Raw genomic sequence first — 2,361 nt, forward strand, 5'->3', positions numbered from 1 at the left:
ATTACGCCGGTAAGCTTCCCATTCGTATTTCCGGGGGCCGGAATCATTTTCCGATAGTTTCTCTTCCACAGACAGTCGTCGGCGACCTGCTGGTATATATTCTGTGGTAAGTAGCTCAAAGAAGTAGGGGTTTTCGGTTTTGATTACCTCTGCTAATTTGAAACCATCAACGACGGTGGAATAGGCTTGTCTGTCGTTATCCGGGTTGTCGTAGAGGGTACATTGCAGAAATTGGATTCCAGTGGGAATATCGTAGGCAGTAACGTCTGTATGATTTCTTAAACGTCCCAATTGATAAGAATGTTGGATAGCCTGAGCAACTGCGTTCTTTCTATCCATAGTAAATACATTGGTGGGATGATAACGTTGTCGTAAAGGCCCCACCCGTTCCACCAATGCCCGAAAGCTTTGTTCGTCATTTGGAGCATTCTCAATTACTGCTACCCCTAGTTCGACGAGCTGATTCAGGTAGGACAATAAAACGTCGTCATCATTCATCACCTCATGATAATCAAAATAAGAGATAGACACTGATGCATCCCAAAGTTGAGGTTTTGATTTTTGTTTAAGGGCTGGGTCATCGTAACAATGAACTCGTAGCCAGGAAGGATCGAATACACTGTGATGCCCTGTTTCTTGACCACCCCAGACAATATCCAAATTGCCTTCAGGATCAATTGTCACCTCTTGAGGAGTTGGGTTTAGGGGCATTTTGAGGAGGTCATGTCCGCTATTGAGGCTTAAGGTATCTCGCTGAAAGCATTTAGGACAGCGACAGCTATCTAGGAGCCAGAGATGATGGTAAAAGCTTTGATGGCCATCTTTCCAAGTGATCTCTACACCATTGTCATGGGTTGCTATGGATTTGATGCAAAAAGCGGGTTTGAGTTGTTGAAGTAGCGTGGTCATTTTAATTTAAAGCTCCTATTTATCAAGCTCCTAATGTATTTGGTTTGTTTAAATTGTGGTGCGGTCTGCCAGAATTTCTAAAGCACGGTCTGAGCATCCCATTAACCAGATATCTGACATACCGCTTTTTTTGCCTAGTAACAGTCGCCGTCTGCTACGGAATGTTTCTGGCTTCATGTAGGCTCCCAGTAAAACTCGTCGCAGCTGAGGATTGTGAATGGCGGTACGCCCGTGGAGTAATCGCCAGTTGTCATTAACTAATACTTGTCCCGGAGCGATCAGAAATTCGGCGTTATATTCAGGAGCTTCAGCTAGTGCCGTAAATGCTTGGTAGGCTGCATATAAGTCTTGAATCTTATCAGGAGAAACCTCTAGTGGCACTCGGTCTTTTTCATGGTGACGAATCTGGTAGACTTCACCTGTTTCATCTAAATTAATTACATGCTGACGATGATAAGTTTCCCATTGGTACTTCTTGGTGCCAATTTCATGCTTAGATACCTTTTCTTCTACACCCAGGCGACGGCGACCTGTTGGCACATACTCTGTGGTCAGCAACTCGAAAAATTTTGGCTGTTGGGTTCTGAGAACTTCGGCAATTTTGAACCCATCCACTAGGGTAGAATATGCCTGTTTGTCATTGTCTGGGTTATCATATTGGATACATCCGAGAAATTGCAGTCTGGGAGGAACGTTGTAAGATACATGGTCTGTGTGATTATCTAAACGTTTCATATACTGATAGGCGTGGTGAATATTTCCTGCCAGTTTGTTTGCTGTATCCAACGTAAAGATATGGGTGGGATGATATCGTTCTTGGATCGGTCCAATCCGCTCTATCAGTGCCTGAAAACTTTCTCGATTCTTGGGGACGTTGTCAATGATGACTACTCCCAATTCCAGCATCTTGTCCAACCACAGCAACAGTGCCCAATCGTCTTTCATCACTTCGTGGTAATCAAAATGAGGGATGGACACTGATGAATCCCACAGTTGGGGTTTTCGTCGCTGTTTGAGGGCGGGGTCTGTTTGACAGTGAACTCGCAGCCAAGATGGATCGAATACACTGTGATGTCCAGGTTCTTGACCGCCCCAGACTATATCCAAATTGCCTTCACGATCGACCTTGACCGCTTCAGTGATGGGATTGAGTGGCATTTTCAGGGGGTCATGTCCTTCCCCTTCTGAGCTGTTAAGGCTCAATGTATCCCGCTGGAAGCATTCGGGACAGTGGCAAGCATCCCGCAGCCAGAGATTATGGTAAAAGCTGTGATGACCATCTTTCCAAGTGACTTGTACACCGTTGTTGGTCACTGCAACTGATTCGATCCGAAAAGCGGCTTTGAGTTGCCGAAGTAGGGTTGTCATCTTTCACCTTTATCCTTTGTCTTACTTGGTTTCCATTTATTTGAGAACTAGGCTTCAGCCCCCACCATTACCTTTGAGTGAGAG

2 protein-coding genes are annotated in these 2,361 nt (G+C 45.1%); both read right to left on the minus strand.

The annotated features are described in order from the left end of the window. The coding region (locus tag F6K49_RS41950; RefSeq protein WP_293107199.1) for a TauD/TfdA family dioxygenase at positions 1-909 on the minus strand (909 nt) is incomplete at its 3' end. Between the two features lie 48 nt (positions 910-957). Beyond that, positions 958-2,277 carry a TauD/TfdA family dioxygenase gene (locus F6K49_RS41955; protein WP_293107202.1) on the minus strand — a complete coding sequence of 440 codons (1,320 nt, stop codon included), beginning with the start codon at positions 2,275-2,277 and terminating at the stop codon, positions 958-960. Positions 2,278-2,361: the final 84 nt, after the last annotated feature.

The organism is Moorena sp. SIO3I6, from assembly GCF_010672095.1.

Coding starts and splice junctions, on each gene's coding strand:
- F6K49_RS41955 (WP_293107202.1), bottom strand. CDS start 2,277: ATGACAACCCTACTTCGGCAACTCAAAGCCGCTTTTCGGATCGAATCA.